This is a genomic window from Schaalia meyeri, from assembly GCF_900105015.1.
In the GTDB taxonomy this organism is placed as follows: Bacteria; Actinomycetota; Actinomycetes; order Actinomycetales; family Actinomycetaceae; genus Pauljensenia; species Pauljensenia meyeri.
The window spans coordinates 1-18107 of the sequence record NZ_FNLK01000005.1 but is presented as its reverse complement, the minus strand read 5'-3'; the positions used below and the strand labels follow the sequence as shown (position 1 = coordinate 18107).

The following is an 18107-nucleotide window of genomic DNA, read 5'->3' as shown; positions in this document are numbered from 1 at the left end:
GTTCTATGAGCGTTGCATCCACTCAAGCTGGGAATTGGAAGCGGCTCGCAGGGCGCTTCCCAGGTCGCGGTGGCGTCGAAGCGCCGGGTCCTCATCAAGCACCCTCTCCGCCTCGTCTTTAGCTGCGCGGATGAGGGATTCGTCGCGGCGAACCGAAAGAAAACGCAGATGAGTCGCCGTGCCGGACTGTCCGGCCCCCAAGACGTCGCCCTCTTTGCGCAGGCGCAGGTCGGCCTCGGCCAGCTCAAATCCGTCGGTCGTTTCGGCGAAAGCCCGGAGCCTGGCCCTGCCGGCATCAGTCAGTTGGTGGCGGTGCATGGCAATACAGAGGGAGGGCAGAGCACTTCTCCCGACGCGCCCGCGCAGCTGGTGCAGCTGCGCCAGCCCAAACTGCTGGGCGTCAAGGATGATCATGAGGGTCGCCTCCGAGACGTCGACGCCGACTTCGATGACGGTCGTGGCCACGAGCAGCGGGGCGCGACCGGAGGAAAAATCCTCCATGATGCGCGCCTTGAGGGCGGCGGGCGTTCGCCCAGTGAGCTCGTGAATTGTCACTCCGGCCAGGACCGGATGGGAGCGCAGGTATTCCGCGACAGAGGCGACAGAAGCGAGGGGGGCCGAACCGTCCTCTTCAGCGTCCGCCACGTCGTCGGAGGCATCGATGCGGGGACACACGACGTAGACGCGCCTTCCCTCGGCGATCTCCTCCGCCGCGCGCTTCCACGCCCGCGCGGCCCACGCGGCGTTGGCCGCATCGGCCAGGTAGGTGGCGACGGGCGAACGCCCCTTCGGCATACCGCTCATCCGCGTGTCGTCGAGATCCCCAAACACGGTCATCGCAATCGTTCGGGGGATCGGGGTGGCCGTCATGACCAGCTCGTGAACCGCCCGGTCGTCGTTACGCGCACCGCGCAGCGAAGCGCGTTGCTCGACCCCGAAACGGTGCTGCTCGTCAACAACGACCAGGGCGAGGTCCGCGAACCGCACGCTGTCCTGGAACAGAGCGTGCGTGCCAACGACGATGAGCGGGGCCGCGGAGGCCATCAACGCGGCAATCTCGCGGCGGGCGGCCCTCGGCGTGGAACCGGTGAGCAAGCGCACGTCGGGCGCGTCTTCGCCGAGGGGCCCCAGGAGCGCACGCAGGGAGGCGGCGTGTTGCTCGGCAAGCACCTCAGTCGGAGCAACAAACGCCCCCTGGTGCCCAGCCGCAACCACCTGCAGAAAAGCATTCAAGGCGACGACCGTCTTACCGGCGCCAACATCCCCCTGCAAAAGACGCTGCATCGGGACCTCACCGGCCAGGTCGGCACCGATCTGCGAGATGGCTTCGCGCTGGGAATCGGTCAATTCGAAGGGAAGGCAGGAGCGGAAGCGCTCCAACAGGGGCGTTGAGGAGGGCGAGGCAACCGCCACAGTCGCGCGCGCACCCCGGCGCTGCGCGGCCAGCCCCACCTGGAGAACGAAAGCCTCCGTGAAGGCCAGGGCGCGACGCGCCTGCCGGTGGTCCTCGTCCGTTTCGGGCTGGTGCAGCCTGCGAATGGAGTCGGCGCGCGCGCAGATACCCACGCGCTCGCGCACCCCCGTCGGCACCACGTCGGGCACGTCCGCGTCGTCCAGGTGATCCAGGACCATCCCGACGGCACGGGCGAAAGCCCACGAGGTGAGGGCTCCCGTCACCGGATAGATTGGGATGGGACGCGACGCGATCCGCTCAATGTCCTCGCCGTCTACCCCCTCGAAGGAGGGGTGCGTGAGCTGAAGCTTACCGCGGTATGCCCCGACCCTGCCGGCGAATAGAAAGGACTGACCCGGGGTGAGGATTCGTTCAATGGGAGCGAGCTTATAGTGGTTCTTCGCAAAGAAAGTCGCCGACAGGAACTGAACTCCATCGGTGAGCATAACCTCCAGGCGGACCCCCGAGCCGCTGCGGTTAGCGACCAGGTGAGCGGAGGCGATCTGCGCCAGTATGGTCACGTCCTCTCCTTCGCGCAGGGAGGACAGGGGCGTGAGCCGACCCCAGTGGTAGTACCTGCGCGGCGCTACCATCAGCAGGTCTGCGACCGTGACGACGCCGGCACCTTGGAGGGCATTCGCGGTCCTCTTGGGCAGACGAAGCGACAGCGGCACATCAAGCGCGCTCACGCCGTGCACCCCGCGACCAGGCTGGGTCCGGCCTGCCCACCATCCCAAGTCTCCAGGTCAATCGACGAGGACGCGTCTCGGGTGGAGAGCAGCTGGCGCACGGTCGCCACCGTGTAAGGTCCATCGTCCTCGCGCGAGATAAGCAGCCGCCACGCATCGGTGCCCCCTCGCGCGGCATCGGCTAGGGCCTCGGCGATTCCCTCGGGATCGCCGTCACGAGGCAGGGGCGCGCTCGCGCTCATCGACAGAGCGGCGTGGGATCCGTCGCGCAGCATGCGCACCAGCGTCGGCGCTGCCCCCGTCCCGCCCGGCTGAGGAACGAAGAGCGGGGCGCACGCGCGGGCGACGGCCAAGGCATCCAGGTCGTTCCTGCTCGGCGCGCAAAGAACCGCGGGAACACCCGGCGCAGGGGACGGGAGCATCGGGGCAACACTCCTCACCAGGGAGGCGCTGACCTCGTCGCAGGGAGCAACGAGCGCCACACCTGTGCGGGAGGCAGCCGCCGAGACGATGCCCGTGGCATCGCTCGCACTGGGGTTCAAGAAGACCACCGCGCCCGCGCGGGCGAGGTCTTCGACGAGGCCCGGGGCCCGCGTGCAGGCGATAACGCGCGCGCGCTCGACCCGGCGCATCGGCCGACGCTGCAGCAGGCGTACGCCACGGTGGCTCAGGCCTTCGTCCGCGAGCTCATCGATACCAATCTGTGCGTCGGGGCGCGCGTCGCTCACCTGAAAACGAATGACCTGGCCCGAGGTCGGGTGGGCCGCGAGGGGTGCGGACGTTTCCACGTGAAGACGCCACCGTCCCATTCCAAAGAGATCAACGCGACCCACGTACGACAGGCGCGCACTCAGTCCGCTCAGGCGGCCCAGCAGGAGGCGCAAATCCTCCCGGGTGCCCTCAACAATGATGTCCACCGTAAAGTCGCGTCCCGGTGGAGGCGACGCCGCCTCCGGGGCACGCGAGTGCCGTTTCGCCAGATCCGCGAGCATCGCAGTAAACGACTGGAGGATACCCGCGTCGCATCGCATCGAAGCATCGATGCACGCCAGGACCAGCGCGATGAAAGCGCCCCCCGGATCGATGCGCCCCGTCGCCTCGCTGGTCGCTTCCACGAGGCCGATCTGAGCCTGAGCTGAAAAGAGGGAGAATACGTCCTCGACCTCGGGCAGTGTCTGGCCCAAGTCCGTGAGTTCACGGGCGCCGCCACCCAGCATTTCCGTGAGCGCATCCGACCAGTCGATCGATGAGTTAGCCGGGGCCAGCGAGGCGGCAAGCATGCTACGCAGGGTCACAGCGGTCACCTGGGAAACGTCCCCAAGCGCATGACACCACGCCTCAAAAAGCGCGCCCAGTGCGACACCGCTGTGCCCGACTCCCCGATGAATAATCGTCTCGACGGCGGCCTCAAGGGCGTCGCGCAGGTGTGCACGCGGATCCAGTGACTCCAAGGCCGACGCCAGCGCCGCCATCGTCGCCGCCGCGTTCGTGCCGGTATCGCAGTCCGCTCCGTCCCACCCATCCAGGTCGTCAAGGAAAGGAGCCAGCCTGGCTGCCTCCTCAGCCCCGGCGCGACACGCCTCGATCATCACCGATGCGTTCGGTTCCATGTCTCCCCTTTCGCTCGCCCTCAATTGTCCCTGCGAGGCGCGCTGTGTGCGACCTGACACGGCCCGTGTCGGCTGTGACTTGTTGAAAGCGTGCTTCTTCCGCTATTCTGTCATGGTTGCCTTCGGTTCAAGCGCCGGAGGATGCGTTCTCCGCGACCGCGGGAACCAAGATTGAACTGGAAGATATACCGAGGAGAACATCGTGGCTGCCGTTTGTGACGTGTGCGGTAAGGGACCCGGCTTCGGCAAGAGCGTGTCGCACTCGCACGTTCGCACCAACCGCCGGTGGAATCCGAACATCCAGCGCGTTCGCGCCCTGGTCAATGGGACGCCCAAGCGCCTGAACGTGTGCACCAAGTGCCTCAAGTCCGACAAGGTCGCGCGCGCGATCTGAGTCGTCACTGACCTAACCCTGGTGGGGCGAACCAAAAGGTTCGCCCCACCAGGATTTTACGCATTGCTCGCAGGACGTGAGACGGCGAGGTAATAAGCAAAGCGCGCCGTGATCGGGCGTGACGCGTTCGGCGTGCGCGGGCAGTGGGCCTGTTGGCGCGGGAAAACGATGAGCGAACGAGGAACGGTTCGCCCTTGCCTCACTCACTGTCGAATGAGCCAGCGTTCCTTTACGTCCGCAACGACACCTGCGGTCACCTCGTGCATATCCAGTTCACGTCCACCGTCCGCACGCGAACAAAGCCACTGCACCTGTAAGCCATCGGATAGCGCAACGAGCTTGCGAGCGATCTGCTCGCTCGGCGCGTCCTCGCGCACCTCACCGCTCCGCTTGCCGCACTCGAATGCGTCAACCAGGTAGTTGATCGCAGACAGCAGGTGCTGGCTAAACCACGGGTGAGCATGGTGTTCCGCGTCGATAACGGCCGCAGACATGGCCGTGTAGAGGGCAACGCCGTCGGGGTTGCCCTGATTGTGGGCGACCATGTCCGCCCACGCATCAAGGGCTGCCGCCGCCCCTTGCTCACCCCCCGGAAGACGGCTCACGGTGCGTCGGTCGCGCTCGTCCAAGACCGCCGCCAACAGCTGGTCCTTCGAGGAATAGTGGTGCAGCAGCCCCGCTTTGGAGATGTCTGAAGCCCTCGCAATATCCGCCAGCGACGTTGCGACGTAGCCTCGAGTCGAGAAGAGGGTCAGCGCCTCCGCCAGGATCCGTGCCTTCTTGTCCTCGCTTCCCGCCTTTGGACGGCCGGGCCTGCGCGTGCGTACTGCCTGTGCGTCGCTGCTCATGCGGGCTGTTCCACTTTCACTGTGCTGGATTTAACAACAATTCATAATAGCGTTCCCGGTCCAGGTCGCCACCGGTCACGTCCCGTTCAGGGGCATCGCGGCAAAGGGACCATACAGACCGGGGCGGCCGACACCGGATCGCCGAAAGCGCGCCTCGGTACCCGCTGCTCTACCCGACCTCGTCTTCCCCCTGATCGAGGACCGGCAGCGCCTTTGTCGGCGGCACTAAGGCGTCACCGGGCAAGGCAGGCAGGGACAGTCCTGCTGTGGCCGACACCTCCTCTGACGACTCGGCAAGCTTGCGCGCCACCCGCGACATCCGCTGCGAGGCCTGGGTGTCCTGCGGCGATTCTTTCATTACTGGTCCTTTCCAATAATCGTCACGAGGTCCTCGGGCCTCCCCGTCGCTCCGATGCGACGAAAACCCGGATCCCCGTATCACAGCCAGTCTACGCGGAATCGTGAGAGAAATGATCCCACGCCCCGCGCAGAACCTCACCATCAAGCATCGCGCAGGGCCTCTCACCCTCGCGAAGCTCTCGGATACGACCCACGACACGGAATCCACGTGGGAGCTTAGTGTCCGGCGGGAAGGCAGCCAGCATCCCGTGTTCCTCGCCTCCCTGCAGCACCCACCGCAGCGGGTCACCCCCGCACACGGCGGCTGGCACATCCAATAGCCGAGCTTCCGTCTCCAACGCCCGACGGTCAAACTCGATCACGACCGCGGACGCCGCAGCCATGCGGGTCGCGTCGGCGGTCGGCCCATCGGACAGGTCCATCATCGCGTGCACACCTGCGCTCGCCGCCGCCACACCGGAGCCCAGCGGGGGGTCAGGCGCGCGGTAAGTCTGCAGGAAAGGAGCCAGGTCCCCCAGCCGGGCACTGCCTCTTTCCGAGGGATCGACGAAGCCGCCCTCCAGCAGATCCAGACCCGCGTAGGAAAACCCGAGCGTCCCACTGACCGCGAGCGCATCGCCTGGTTGTGCCCCGCTCCGGCGCACCACGGGTCCCGGGCAATATCCCATCGCCGTCACGGAGATGATCAGCTTCTCCCCCGCGCTCAGGTCTCCGCCCACAACGCCCGCGCCGGCCGTGCGGGCACGATCCCCCAGGCCTCGCACGACATCCAGGAAAACGTCGGCATCCATGTGGCGCGGTGCCACCACGGAGGCAACCAATGCCGAGGGCCGCCCGCCCATCGCGTCAATATCCGCCAGGTTCTGGGCCGCAACGCGCGCCCCCACCTCGTAGCCGGACGACCATGACATGCGGAAATGCTGGTCCTCCACCATCACGTCCGTCGTGACGATGAATGAGCCCTCCGGCGTGCCTACCTGCGCGCAATCATCACCGATCCCGATCATCGTTCGATTGCCAGGGGGAAGAACCTCGCGAAAATGAGACACCAACTGGGTCTCAGACAGGTCAGCTAACTTCATGACCCCAAGACTAGTCGCGCGCGCAGCCAGCCGCCGCAAAGCGGCATCTCAGTTTGCGAAGCACCGCACCGTTTGGGAAGCAAATAAACACGTCGCCGCCGCACCGGCAACGTTCAACGACTCCGCATCCCCCGTCATCGGAATCCTCACGAGCGCGTCGCACGCACGCATCTCCTCGTCCGACATACCGCGCGCCTCGTTGCCAAAAACCCACGCATGAGACTGCGACAGCAGCGAGCGCGACGACACGCCCGCAACCAGGAGCCCGGACAGATCCAGCGAACCGCGTCCCCCGCTGGTTCCCAGCAAGGCGGCACCGCGCCCGTGCACGAGCTGGCACGCAACGTCAAACGAGGGCACGAGGCTAACGGGCAGATGAAACACCGAACCGACGCTCGAGCGAACTACTTTCGGACTCGCAGCGTCAACCGTGCCGACGACGGCGATCACGCCGCACACCCCGAACGCGTCGGCGGTGCGAATGATGGTGCCCACATTGCCCGGATCCCGTGCCTGCGCGAGGACGACGAGCGTCTCACCATCTGTGGCCCGGGGCAGATCGCGCACCACCGCGTCCCCCGAGGCGACGGCGCACACCCCCTGCGCGTCGCGTGAGAGCGCGGCCGACACATCATCCGTCACCGGGTGAACCCAGCGCGTCGCGCGTTGCGCGGCGTCCACGATGTCCGAGTGCGCCTCCCACGCGTCCTCGCGCACGTACACGTCCCTAACGGCGCGCGGACGATGACGCACGAGCTCGCGCACGGCCTGGGGGCCCTCCACCAGCATCAAACCGGAACGCGAACGCGCCGAGCGCCCGACCAGAGCCGACACCCGGCGCACGCGATCGGCGCGCGGATTATCGATAATGGGCAGGCGCTCGGCGGAAAACGTCACCTATCAGGCCTTGGGGGCGTTGACGTTTGCGGGCAAGGCGTCCTTGGCGACCTTCACCAGGGCGTTGAACGCGTTGATGTCGCTCACGGCCAGCTCGGCCAGCATGCGACGGTCGACCTCAACGCCAGCCAGATTCAGTCCCTGGATGAAACGGTTGTAGGTGAGGCCCTCGGCGCGGGACGCAGCGTTGATGCGCTGGATCCACAGGCGGCGGAAGTCGCCCTTCCTAGCCTTGCGGTCACGGTAGGAGTAGACAAAGGAGTGAGTAACCTGCTCCTTGGCCTTACGGTACATGCGCGAGCGCTGCCCTCGGTAGCCGGAGGCCTGCTCGAGTACGGTACGGCGCTTCTTCTTGGCGTTGACAGAACGCTTAACACGTGCCATTTTCTACTGTTCTCCTCTTGCTCGAGCTCACTTGCCCAGCAGACGCTTGACGCGCTTGACGTCAGCGGTCTCCAGGACCTGGTCGGTCGCCAGGCGGCGGGTCTTACGGCTGGACTTGTGTTCCAGCAGGTGGCGGGCGCCGGCCTGCTCGCGCATGATCTTGCCCGAGCCGGTCATGCGGAAGCGCTTCTTAGCACCGGAATGAGTCTTGTTCTTCGGCATTTCTATTCCTTCGTTGTCGGGCGACGTGTATCGCCGTCAGTCCTGTTTGACAGCCTTTTCAGCTGCCACGCGTGCCTGGTCCTTGCTGGCGCGTTCCGCGCGCTTGCCCCGACGCTCCGCGCGCTCAGCTTCGCGGCGCTTGCGCTGTTCAGTCAGGGCGTCAGCCTTGCGCTTAGTGGGAGCCAGCACCATCGTCATGTTGCGCCCGTCCTGACGGGGCATCGACTCGACGGTGGCGAGCTCACCGATCTCCTCGGCGAGGCGCTGCAGGAGGCGAACGCCGGCCTCGGGGCGAGATTGCTCTCGACCACGGAACATGATCATGACCTTGACCTTGTCACCGGCGGACAGGAAGCGCTCAACGTGCCCCTTCTTCACGCCAAAGTCGTGATCGTCGATCTTGAGTCGGAAGCGTATTTCCTTCAGCTGCGTGTTCGCCTGGTTACGGCGAGCATCCCGGGCCTTCTGGGCAGCTTCGTACTTGTACTTGCCGTAGTCCATGAGCTTTGCGACGGGCGGCTTAGCGTTCGGCGCAACCTCAACCAGATCCAGTCCGGCTTCTTCGGCCAGGCGCAGCGCGTCCTCGACGCGAACGACGCCGACCTGTTCACCTCCGGGTCCCACGAGGCGAACCTCGGGGACTCGAATACGCTCATTGATGCGAGTCTCGCTGATGAGCGGCTCCTTCCACAGAATCCTTGTGCGCGTAACGAAAAGCCTCCGTTACGCGACGCGCACGGAGGCTTCCACACGGGTCGGCTCGGGCGCCGACTCAAACCCGATTCCCTGCGCAACGCCCCTGCGGGCGGCATCCTCTTCCAGTGAGAGGCGGGTATCCAGGTGGGATTGCTCCGCTTGCGTTCCGGGCACAGGCCCGGACGGTCACTTCACGGTACCAGAGTTGCCGCGGCGGCGCCAGATTCAGGGGCATTGCGCGCGTCACCCCGACGCAGGCGAACGAGCCCACGCAACGCCCGCGGCCTACCTCAGAGTGGGGACCATCTCGACTCGGTCGGCGGCGGCGATCAGGCGCGGGTTCTCCCCCATGGCAGACAGCGCCTCGGCCAGTTTTTCCTTGACCGACAAGGCCGTATCTGCCCGCGCGAAGCGGCCGCGGTCCGCGACCACAACGACCCGAGTCAGTCCTTCTCCCATATAGCCGATGGACAGATCCACGACGGCCGGGCACGCGCGGCACGCGTCAGCGAGAAGCAGGTCGCGCAGGGCTTGGTCGCGCCAGGCGGGCAGCCATTCGTCCCCCTGGGCCAGAGCAGCGACGGCCGGGCGCGGCAAGAAGACGGCATCGGTCGCAGGATTCATGACAACGCGCCCGCCGGTTTCCACCAGGGCGGCCAGGCCGATCATGCGAAAGTCAAGCGCCATAGGCCGGTCGCCGGGCAGGTGGGCGCCGAGGGCATCGACAGAGGAATAGACCGCGAGCGCGTCGCCTAAGACGGTGTGTGTTCGCACGAAATCGATCAGGTTGTGCCCGCTATTTTTCGCTTGTTTTCCATTGACGAGTGGGGCTGGCTCGACGTCGATGGGAACGATGACGCGCTCGATAGCGAGGGCCGAGGCGAGCGCTTCCAGCCGGGCGCAACCGGCGTCGCTTCCCTCCCCCATGGCCAGTGCTCGGCTTGTCCGGGGAAGCTCCTGCCCGGCGTCCGCGCGGTCGTGGCTGTTCATCGACAGGCGCTGCGCCAGACGATTCTTCTGTTCCTCGGTGAGATTGGGCACGCGAAGCGCCATCAGTGTTCCTCGTTTCTGGCGACGGCCAGCGTGATCGCGCCCCGTTTCGAGGCCTGACCGGCGTTCCCTCCCGCAGAGCAAAGGTCACGCAGGGCCTCAATCGGATAGCCCGGGTTTCCTTCGTCGATCTCACCGGGGGAGAAACGCTGCGCCCGCCCACCCATCACGCCGATAGCGGGCGAGGGGTCCAGGAGCGTCATGACTGCTTGCGACGGAACCAACCGAGGGGGCCGCCGCTGTGCCGACATCCGTCAGCGCTGACCGAATCCGCGTAATCGAGGGGAGTGGTGCGCCCCAGCAGCAGGTCCTCCGCCGCCGCCGGCATGGCCCCGAGAAGCAGGCCGGCGGGGATCGTCTCCTCTGGTTCACCGCACACGTAGCGCTGAGCGGAGATCCTCCCCGACACGCCCGGTTCAACGCCGTCACCCTCGACCAGCCAGCTCATGAGCGCGACGGCGCCGTACTTGGACAGGTTCGACACGGCGCGCGCGACCCGATCCACCGCATCGGGCATCGGCCGCTGCCCCGTCAGCAGAGCGTCCAGCTCCTCTTCGTCGGTGGGAGTCGTCCCGACACGCAACCACACGGCGGTCCACGGCTTGAGACGCACAATCGACTCGCGCACCCCCGTCAGCGCCAGCAGCGAATGCAGGGCCTCGGGATACGAAATGGGCGCAAGCACCAGAGCGACCGACAGGCGCCCTCCGTCCAAGTGCAGCGACTCGTCAACGGGAGTGTCGTCAAGGTCGCGCGTCGGCTGGGATGTCCCCGACGCATCCGACTCACCCAGTGAAGCAACCAGCGACTGGAACTCCGCATCGATATCGTCGTTGTGAGCGCTCACCGCTCCTCCTTATAGTGTGTATCTCAACCCAAGGATACTGGTCGCGACCGCTCGCGCGCGTCATGCGCGTCCCACAACCGAAAGGACCACATCGTGACAACCCCCATCATTCCCGTTCGCGGGGCGATCAAGCTCGGACAATTCATCAAGCTCGCGTCCCTCGCCGAAGACGGAGCACAGGCCCGAGAACTCATCCGCTCCGGCGACGTCAGCGTTAACGGAGAGGTCGAGACGAGGCGCGGACACCACCTGAGCGAAGGGGACGTGGTCGAGGTCGATGCCCCCTGGGGCCGGGCCAGCGCGATCGTCGGGGTCTCTTCCTGACAAACGCGGGGGCACTCGACCCCGCGCGAGAGCGTGGAGCTTTGAGCCGAGAGTCTAGGACGGCGATACGACGCCGCCAGCACCCACAACGGCCTTGATGTGACTGAAGAACGCACTGGTCTGTTCGACGCGCAGCCTCGAATCCAGTTCGACCACCGTCGTTCGCCCCGGCTCGGTCAGGTGCAGACGCACCGGCGAACCGCCCGGATAGGATTCCAGGACGCTCCGCAGGTCGGTCAACAGCTCCGGCGTACAGCGCGCCGCTGGCAGGCGCAGTTCCAGGGGCAAATCCGCCCCACCCGACAAGTCCAGGAGCGTCATCGACTGTCCGTAGATCGTCATACCCTCCTCGCGGACGTTCACCTTTCCTTCGATCTGGACGATGATATCCTGCGCCAGGTAGGTCTGAATTGACTCGTAGGAGCGCGGGAAGAAGAGCACATCCACCGAACCCGACAGGTCCTCGATGGTAGCGATCGCCCACGCGTTGCCCTGCTTCGTCACCTTCGTGGTCACGCCCGACACGAGGCCCGCGATCTTGACGATACGGTCCGTCATCGCCCCTTCCGACCCCATGACCTGCGCAATCTCGTAGTCCTGGTGGCGAGCGAGCGCAGCCTCCAAACCGCGCAGCGGATGGTCGGAGACGTACAAGCCAAGCATCTCGCGCTCCGCAGCCAGTTTCGTTTTGCGATCAAACTCGGGCAGATCCGGAATATCGACCATCAGGCCGCTGCCCGAAGTCGCGTCCTCCTCCAGCGCGCCGAACAGGTCGAACTGGCCAATCGCCTCGTTGCGCTTGACGTCGATGATCGCGTCCACGGCCTCGTCACACCGGGCCAGCAGCGCCCGGCGCGTGTGCCCCATCGAGTCGAAGGCTCCCGCACGAATCAGGGACTGAATCGTGCGTTTATTGCACACCGCCTGCGGGACCTTGTCCAAGAAGTCCTGGAAGGAGGCAAAACGCCCCTTGTCGGCGCGGGTCTTCACGATCGCCTCGACGACCGGACCGCCCACGTTCTGGACGGCGCTGAGCCCGAAGCGGATCGCCTCGCCGTCAGGCGCGAAGTTCCCCATCGACGCGTTCACGTCCGGGGGAAGAACCGTGATATCCATGTGACGGCACTCCGCTAGGTACAACGCTCGGCGGTCCTTGTTGTCCTTCGTGGAGGTCAGCAGGGCGGCCATGTACTCCGTCTGATAATTCGCTTTGAGGAACGCCGTCCAATACGACACCAGACCGTAGGCGGCCGAGTGCGCCTTGTTAAACGCGTAGGCCGAGAACGGGACAACGACGTCCCACAGGGCCCTGATCGACTCCTCCGAGTAGCCGTTGTTTATCATGCCCTGGCTAAAGCCCTTGAACTGCTGGTCCAGGACCTCCTTCTTCTTCTTACCCATCGCCTTACGCAGGATGTCCGCCTGGCCCAGCGTGTAGCCCGCGAGCTTCTGGGCGATCTGCATGACCTGCTCCTGGTAGACGATCAAACCAAAGGTCGTCCCCAGGATCTCTTCGAGCGGCTCGGCCAGCTCCGGGTGAATGGGCGTGATCTCCTGGCGCCCGTTCTTACGCAGCGCATAGTTCGTGTGCGAGTTCGCGCCCATCGGGCCGGGGCGATACAGGGCGCCGACGGCCGAAATATCCTCAAAGTTGTCGGGCTTCATGAGCTTGAGGAGGTCGCGCATGCCGCCACCATCAAGCTGGAAGACGCCCAGGGTGTCGCCCCGGCCCAGCAGCTCGTAGGTCTTCTTGTCGTCGAAGGATAGGTGGTCAAGATCCGGGTCCGGCTTACCGTTGATCGCGATATTCTCCAGCGCGTCGGACACGACCGTGAGGTTACGCAGACCCAGGAAGTCCATCTTCAGCAAGCCCAGCGTCTCGCACGTCGGGTAATCGAACTGCGTGATAATCGCCCCGTCCTGGGGCCTCTTCATGATCGGAATGATGTCGGTGAGCGTGTGCGAGCTCATGATGACCGCGCACGCGTGTACGCCCCACTGGCGCGTCAGTCCTTCCAACCCCAGCGCGTACTCGACGACCTCGTGGGTGTCGGGGTTGTCCTCGTAGAACTTGCGAAACTCGGCGGCCTCCGCATAGCGTTTATCCTTCTCATCAAAGATGCCACGCACGGAGATATCCTTCCCCATGATCGCGGGGGGCAACGCCTTAGTCAGCTGCTCGCCAACCTTAAAGTCTTTGCCAAGGATGCGTGCGGAGTCCTTGAGGGCCTGCTTGGTCTTGATGGTTCCATACGTGACGACCTGACTGATGCGGTCCTCGCCGTACTTACGTTTGACGTAGGAGATGACCTCATCGCGCCGCCGCTCGTCGAAGTCGACGTCGAAGTCGGGCATAGAGATTCGCTCGGGGTTGAGGAATCGCTCGAAAATCAGGCCGTGTTCCAGGGGATTCAGCTCGGTGATCTTCATGGCGTAGGCAACCATGGAACCCGCGCCCGAGCCACGACCGGGGCCCACGCGGATGCCCTGCGACTTCGCCCAGTTGATGTAGTCGGCGACGGTGAGGAAGTAGCCGGGGAAGCCCATCGAGATGATGACGTCTTCCTCGTATTGAGCCTGCTTGCGCACGGCGTCGGGTATCCCCTTCGGAAAACGATCGCGCAGGCCCCGTTCGACTTCCTTAACGAACCACGAAGTCTTGTCCTCCCCGTCGGGGACGGGGAACTCTGGCATGTAGTTGGCCCCCTCCTTCGTGGTCGTGAAATGCACGTCGCAGCGCTCGGCGATCTCCAGGGTCGAGTCGCACGCGCCGGGCAGCTCGCTCCACAGGGAGCGCATCTCATCGGAGGAACGGATGTAGTAGCCGTCCCCGTCGAACTTAAAGCGATCGGGGTCGTTGATGCGCGACCCGGAGTTGATGCACAGGAGCGCATCTTGAATCTTGCGGTCGTCCCTCTTGACGTAGTGCGAGTCGTTGGTGGCCACGAGGGGCGCGTTCATCAGCTTGGCGATGTCCAGGACCTGCTGGTGGGTGCGCCGCTCAATGTCGATCCCGTGATCCATGACCTCGACGTAGAAGTTCTCGGGCCCAAAGATGTCGCGCAGCTCGGCCGCCTCGGCCACGGCCTCGTCCCACTGCCCCAGGCGCAGGCGCGTCTGCACGGCTCCCGAGGGACACCCGGTGAAGACGATGAGCCCCTCGTGGAACTGGCTCAGCAGTTCCTTGTCGGCGCGCGGCCACTTGCCGAATTGCCCGTCCGTCGAGGCGTAGGAGCCCAGGCGGAACAGGTTGAGCATGCCCGTCGTATTGTAGGCGATCAGGGTCAGGTGGTTGTAGGAGCCTCCGGCGCTCACGTCGTCGGAGCGCTGCCACGGTTCACCCCACAGGACCTTCTGGCGATCGAAACGCGAGGTTCCCGGCGTCACGTAGGCCTCGAGGCCGATGATGGGTTTGACGCCCGCGTTCAGGCAGTTCGTGTAAAAGTCGTAGGCGCCAAACAGGTAGCCGTGATCCGTCAGGCCGATCGCGGGCTGGCCAAGCCTGGCGGCCTCCTCCGCCATGGCTTTCGTCTTTGCCGCCCCGTCGAGCATCGAATACTCGGAGTGGTTGTGGAGGTGCACAAAGGAATCAGCCATGTCTCGATTCTACTGTCCGCCGCCCGCGCGAGGCCGGTGAACGACGCGGGTCGGTGGTCGTTCATCTCACGGCGCTCATCGCTTCGCGGCCGGGCCCATCCGCGCTCGCCCCTTCGTCAGCGGATCCGCGCGCGGGTGGCGAAGCTCCTCGAGAGCCGCCTGGAGGTCGCCCGGGTAGGGGCTCGACACACTCATCGGCATCCCCGTGCGGGGGTGAGCAAAACCCAGGCGTACGGCGTGCAACCACTGTCGCGTGAGGCCCAGACGCTTGGCCTGCGTGGGGTCAGCCCCGTAAAACGTGTCCCCCACGCACGGGTGCCCGACGGCAGCCATGTGAACGCGAATCTGGTGGGTGCGTCCCGTCTCCAGGTGAATCTCAGTCAGCTGCGCGAGAGCCATCAGTTCGACAGTGTCGTAGTGGGTGACCGCTCGCTTACCGCCGTCAATGACGGCCATGCGCCACTCGCGCGAAGGGTGGCGTGCGATGGGGGCGTCGATCGTTCCCGAGGTGGGGTCGAGGTGACCGGCCACGACCGCGTGGTACACCTTCTCGATCGTGCGTTCCTTAAAAGCGCGCTTCATGACCGTATAGGCAAGCTCTGACTTCGCGACCATCATGGCCCCGGAGGTTCCAACGTCGAGTCGGTGGACGATCCCCTGCCGTTCGGGCGGTCCGTAGCTGGTGATGCGATAGCCCGCTGCCTCTAGGTTGCTAAGAACCGTGGGGCCCTGCCAACCGGGGCCGGTGTGCGCCGCGACTCCGACGGGCTTGTCCACGACCACGATGTCCTCGTCCTCGTACAAGATGGCCATGTCGGTTACCGGCGTCGGTTTCTTCTCCGGTTCGGGGATGGTCACTTCGATCATGTCGTTTGCGCTCAGGCGATCCGATTTGCCACACGCCACCCCGTTGATCAGGACCGTGCCGCCCCCGGCAAGCTCGGCGCAGCGCGAGCGCGACAGGCCGAGCATACGAGCCAGGGCGGCGTCCACCCGCTCGCCCACGAGAGCGTCGGGAACGGGGAATATGCGGGGAGAGGTCACTGCGGCTCCTTGTGTGGCTCACGGGACAGCGCGAATACCAGCCACAGGGCACCGAGGACAATCCAGATGTCCGCGACGTTGCCGACGAAGAGGTTACCGTACGAGATGAAGTCGGTGACGTGCCCGACACCAAATCCGGGATCGGCGGTCAATCGGTCGATGAGGTTACCCCACGCCCCACCCATGAGTAACGCGACGGCGAGCAGGGCAAAGAAGCTGCGGACACGAAAGAGCAGCGCCGCCAGGAAGCAGATGATAATCACCGTGAAAATCGTCAGCACCCAGGTCTTATCAGAACCGAGCGAGAAGGCAGCGCCCGAGTTGTGGATGAGCCGCAGGGATAGCCACTGCCCCAGCAGGGGATGAGAGGAAGCATCTGCGAGCGCCAAGCGCGCCCACATCTTCGAAGCCTGGTCGGTCGCGACCGCAAGTATGAACACGAGCGCGGCCAAGAGCCAGTTGACACGGGTGAGGACCGGACGGGAAGAGTCAGCCATAGTTTCCTAATCATAAAGTTCCGGCGACGGCGCACAAAAGAGTGCACCGCCGCCGGGGAGGCGCGGGCGGTCAGTTCGTGTTGTTGCCGACCTCGCTGAGCAGGGACTCGAGGTGGCTGCGCAGGTTCGAGCGGTACTCGGACTCGAAGGTACGCAGTCCGTTGATCTTGTTCTCGAGCAGCTCGCGCTCCTGATCGAGCTGAGAGAGCAGCGATTCCTTCTGCTTCTGGGCGTCCGCGATGATCGAATCGCGTTCTGCGTTGGCCTCGGAGATAATCTTCGCGCTCTGTTCTTCGCCATCGCGCACGTACTCGTCGTGGACACGCTGGGCGAGAGCAAGCATCGACGTAGCGGACTCGGCATCCTGGGGACCGTTGAGCATCAAGGCGGGTGCTTCCACAGCCGGTGCGGCCGCAGGGGCCGGGGTCTCGGCGGGGGTGAAATCGGAGTTGGAAAGCTCGGCGACGCGACGCTCGGCGGCCTCAAGCTTCTCCTTCAGCTCCTGGTTCTCTACCTGCAGGGAGTAGATGGTGGAGACAACCTCGTCGAGGAACTCATCAACCTCGTCCTGGTCGTACCCCTCGCGGAACTTGACGTACTGGAACTTCTTGTTGAGGACGTCCTCGGTAGTGAGCAGGGCCATTTCTTCGCCTCTCGGTCGTTTCGATTGGACACGCAGATACATCCGCATGCCTGGACGACCGGGAAGGCCGCCCGCTGTCACATCACAAAAATAATAACTGAAATTGTCACACGAGCAACATCCATCACGGGGCGAGCTGCGCTAATGTGGGACCTCTCATCTTACAATTCGATGCCTACTGGCTAATAAAGTACAAAACGTTGGCGAAGCGCTGTGCAATGATGAGTACAAGAAACAACACCATGAAACCCACATCAATTGCCATCCCTCCGCCGAGTCGAAGTGGCGGAATGAAGCGTCCAATCCAACGGATCGGGGGATCGGTAAGCGCATAGAGCAGGTTGGCAACAATCAGCAATATGCCTCGGGGGCGCCACCCGCGCGCAAAAAACTGCACCCAGTCCAAAATAACGCGCGCGAACAGCACCATCATGTAGAGGTTGATAAGGACGCTCAGCCCCCACCCGATCCAGCCGAGAACGATCACGAGTGAATCTCAACCCTGGTTATAGAGCGAGCCGCGACGCGCGGAACTGCTGTCTCCCGCGACCTCGACAGAGGCCGGGGAGAGCAGGAACACGCGATTCGTCACGCGCTCGATCACCCCGTGCAGGCCGAAGGTGAGTCCGGCGGCAAAATCCACGAGGCGGCGCGCCTCCTCCTCGCCCATGTCGGTCAGGTTAATAATGACGGGCGTCCCGTCACGGAACGCCTCACCGATAGTGACGGCGTCGGAGTACGCGGTCGGATGGATCGTCATGATGCGAGTGAGGTCCTCGACGGGCTCCTCGCGCCGAATGCTTGTCAGCGTCGGACGGGTCATGGGCGTGATGTCAGCCACGGGAACTACCTCTTCCACCTCGTCGAACTCTTCGAAGTCGTCGATGGACTCCTCGGGTGAGTACCAGCCCATGAACTTGCGTGCACGCGCACCAAACGACTCACTCATTGCTCCTCCTTCAGCCTGTTCCTAGCCACAAACTACATTCAACCGACAGCGTCGAAGCGCAGCGCGCTCGGCGCGTCGCAAGGAGAGGCGGCGAGGCTCATCACGCGTCGCCGATCAAGGATCAGGCCCGGGAGACGAAGCCCAGCGGACCGGCCTGGGCGCTCGGGCGATTCAAGCAGGCACAATGATGAGCGCCTGGCGGCCGCACGCGGGCTCGGCACGGTATGAGAACAGGCGCGGATCCTCGAGAGTGCAGCGCCCATCGACGACCACTCTCACCCCCAGATCGGCGAGGGATCTGGCCGCGGCACCGGGCAGATCGAGAGACGGGGTGCCCCACGACGTGCGCGCACAGATGCCGGGCATCACGGCGTTACTCCGTTCGGCCATCTCGGGGGGCACCTCGTAGCACCTGCCGCAGATCGCCGGGCCGATCATCGCGTCGATCGGGCCGTCCACGCGCGCCCGGATTTCCCCGACAGCACACGCGAGGATACCTCCCAGAAGTCCGCGCCTGCCCG

21 protein-coding genes are annotated in these 18107 nt (G+C 64.8%); 2 read left to right on the top strand and 19 right to left on the bottom strand.

Features of this window, described 5'->3' with window-relative positions; genetic code table 11:
- Positions 1-3: 3 nt before the first annotated feature.
- Together BLT68_RS00885 and BLT68_RS00880 are read right to left on the bottom strand one after the other, a co-directional pair.
- The gene (locus BLT68_RS00885) at positions 4-2151 is read right to left on the bottom strand and encodes an ATP-dependent DNA helicase RecG (protein ID WP_131800057.1); all 2148 of its coding nucleotides are present in this window, start codon (positions 2149-2151) and stop codon (positions 4-6) included.
- Positions 2139-3752 (bottom strand): DAK2 domain-containing protein, encoded by a 1614-nt coding sequence (locus tag BLT68_RS00880; protein WP_074632472.1) that lies wholly within the window; start codon positions 3750-3752, stop codon positions 2139-2141. The genes BLT68_RS00885 and BLT68_RS00880 overlap by 13 nt, the downstream gene beginning before the upstream one ends.
- 202 nt (positions 3753-3954) lie before the next feature.
- On the opposite strand from BLT68_RS00880, the gene rpmB reads away from it, so the two are divergent.
- On the top strand, positions 3955-4146 hold the full coding sequence (gene rpmB / locus BLT68_RS00875) for a 50S ribosomal protein L28 (RefSeq protein ID WP_003792657.1): 192 nt from the start codon (positions 3955-3957) through the stop codon (positions 4144-4146).
- A gap of 203 nt (positions 4147-4349) precedes the next feature.
- On the opposite strand, the gene BLT68_RS00870 is transcribed toward rpmB, so the two are convergent.
- From BLT68_RS00870 to BLT68_RS00825, 10 genes are all read right to left on the bottom strand, one after another.
- Positions 4350-4994 (bottom strand): TetR/AcrR family transcriptional regulator, encoded by a 645-nt coding sequence (locus tag BLT68_RS00870; RefSeq protein ID WP_050694602.1) that lies wholly within the window; start codon positions 4992-4994, stop codon positions 4350-4352.
- Positions 4995-5163: 169 nt separating this feature from the next.
- On the bottom strand, positions 5164-5352 hold the full coding sequence (locus tag BLT68_RS00865; RefSeq protein WP_050694601.1) for a hypothetical protein: 189 nt from the start codon (positions 5350-5352) through the stop codon (positions 5164-5166).
- A 91-nt stretch (positions 5353-5443) separates the two neighbouring features.
- Positions 5444-6436 carry a thiamine-phosphate kinase gene (thiL, locus tag BLT68_RS00860; protein WP_074632692.1) on the bottom strand — a complete coding sequence of 331 codons (993 nt, stop codon included), beginning with the start codon at positions 6434-6436 and terminating at the stop codon, positions 5444-5446.
- Between the two features lie 48 nt (positions 6437-6484).
- Positions 6485-7333 (bottom strand): TrmH family RNA methyltransferase, encoded by an 849-nt coding sequence (locus BLT68_RS00855; protein WP_074632470.1) that lies wholly within the window; start codon positions 7331-7333, stop codon positions 6485-6487.
- A gap of 3 nt (positions 7334-7336) precedes the next feature.
- On the bottom strand, positions 7337-7717 hold the full coding sequence (rplT, locus tag BLT68_RS00850) for a 50S ribosomal protein L20 (protein ID WP_050694599.1): 381 nt from the start codon (positions 7715-7717) through the stop codon (positions 7337-7339).
- Positions 7718-7744: 27 nt separating this feature from the next.
- A complete protein-coding gene (rpmI, locus tag BLT68_RS00845; protein WP_050694598.1) occupies positions 7745-7939 on the bottom strand; it encodes a 50S ribosomal protein L35 in 195 nt (64 codons plus the stop codon).
- A gap of 36 nt (positions 7940-7975) precedes the next feature.
- On the bottom strand, positions 7976-8599 hold the full coding sequence (gene infC / locus BLT68_RS00840) for a translation initiation factor IF-3 (protein WP_278246123.1): 624 nt from the start codon (positions 8597-8599) through the stop codon (positions 7976-7978).
- 321 nt (positions 8600-8920) lie between these two features.
- Positions 8921-9688 (bottom strand): SseB family protein, encoded by a 768-nt coding sequence (locus tag BLT68_RS00835; RefSeq protein WP_050694596.1) that lies wholly within the window; start codon positions 9686-9688, stop codon positions 8921-8923.
- Positions 9688-9888 (bottom strand): hypothetical protein, encoded by a 201-nt coding sequence (locus tag BLT68_RS00830; RefSeq protein ID WP_050694595.1) that lies wholly within the window; start codon positions 9886-9888, stop codon positions 9688-9690. The genes BLT68_RS00835 and BLT68_RS00830 overlap by 1 nt, the downstream gene beginning before the upstream one ends.
- A complete protein-coding gene (locus BLT68_RS00825) occupies positions 9885-10532 on the bottom strand; it encodes a hypothetical protein (RefSeq protein WP_050694594.1) in 648 nt (215 codons plus the stop codon). Before BLT68_RS00825 ends, BLT68_RS00830 begins: the two co-directional genes overlap by 4 nt.
- 93 nt (positions 10533-10625) lie before the next feature.
- Between BLT68_RS00825 and BLT68_RS00820 the strand changes: the two genes are divergently transcribed.
- Entirely contained in the window at positions 10626-10856 is a 231-nt protein-coding gene (locus BLT68_RS00820) for an RNA-binding S4 domain-containing protein (protein ID WP_050694593.1), read from the top strand.
- Positions 10857-10910: 54 nt separating this feature from the next.
- Here BLT68_RS00820 and dnaE read toward each other — a convergent pair whose 3' ends face one another.
- The 7 genes from dnaE to BLT68_RS00785 form a co-directional block, all read right to left on the bottom strand.
- Positions 10911-14453 carry a DNA polymerase III subunit alpha gene (gene dnaE / locus BLT68_RS00815; RefSeq protein ID WP_050694592.1) on the bottom strand — a complete coding sequence of 1181 codons (3543 nt, stop codon included), beginning with the start codon at positions 14451-14453 and terminating at the stop codon, positions 10911-10913.
- A gap of 75 nt (positions 14454-14528) precedes the next feature.
- Positions 14529-15482, bottom strand: a complete 954-nt coding sequence (locus BLT68_RS00810; RefSeq protein ID WP_050695735.1) for an RluA family pseudouridine synthase — start codon at positions 15480-15482, stop codon at positions 14529-14531.
- Positions 15483-15493: 11 nt separating this feature from the next.
- Positions 15494-15994: a signal peptidase II gene (gene lspA, locus BLT68_RS00805; RefSeq protein WP_074632467.1), complete on the bottom strand. Its 501-nt coding sequence runs from the start codon at positions 15992-15994 to the stop codon at positions 15494-15496.
- A gap of 70 nt (positions 15995-16064) precedes the next feature.
- A complete protein-coding gene (locus BLT68_RS00800) occupies positions 16065-16637 on the bottom strand; it encodes a DivIVA domain-containing protein (RefSeq protein ID WP_050694590.1) in 573 nt (190 codons plus the stop codon).
- A 175-nt stretch (positions 16638-16812) separates the two neighbouring features.
- Positions 16813-17124, bottom strand: coding sequence for a YggT family protein (locus BLT68_RS00795; protein ID WP_074632465.1), 312 nt, complete (start codon positions 17122-17124; stop codon positions 16813-16815).
- Between the two features lie 9 nt (positions 17125-17133).
- Positions 17134-17586, bottom strand: a complete 453-nt coding sequence (locus BLT68_RS00790) for a cell division protein SepF (RefSeq protein WP_050694589.1) — start codon at positions 17584-17586, stop codon at positions 17134-17136.
- Between the two features lie 171 nt (positions 17587-17757).
- Positions 17758-18107: purine nucleoside phosphorylase YfiH/LACC1 family protein (locus tag BLT68_RS00785; protein ID WP_131800056.1), on the bottom strand; the 350-nt coding region annotated here is incomplete at its 5' end.